We start from the raw sequence: 209 nt of genomic DNA, 5'->3' as shown, positions 1-209 counted from the left end.
GATTAAAAACATCCGCCCCAAATACAGCTGCCGGGCATGCGAAAATCAAGGTACGACAGTATCCATCCAAATTGCTGATGTGGTGCCTTCGATTATCCCCAAAAGCATGGCAACACCGAGCCTTCTGGCCCAAATCATCAGCAGCAAAATGCACTATGGCCTGCCGCTGTACCGGCAGGAAAAGCTGTTTGCCCAGGCAGGTATTGAGC

At 51.2% G+C, this 209-nt stretch carries 1 protein-coding gene; it reads left to right on the top strand.

The genetic code is table 11. The features are described from left to right. On the top strand, positions 1-209 hold a 209-nt coding region (locus GFJ99_RS13420; protein WP_153209560.1), incomplete at both ends, for a transposase.

This window comes from Flavobacterium sp. LMO6, from assembly GCF_009495795.1.
Lineage (GTDB): Bacteria > Bacteroidota > Bacteroidia > Flavobacteriales > Flavobacteriaceae > Flavobacterium.
The sequence above is the reverse complement of the archived record's forward strand: the minus strand, read 5'-3'. Positions and strand labels throughout refer to the sequence as shown.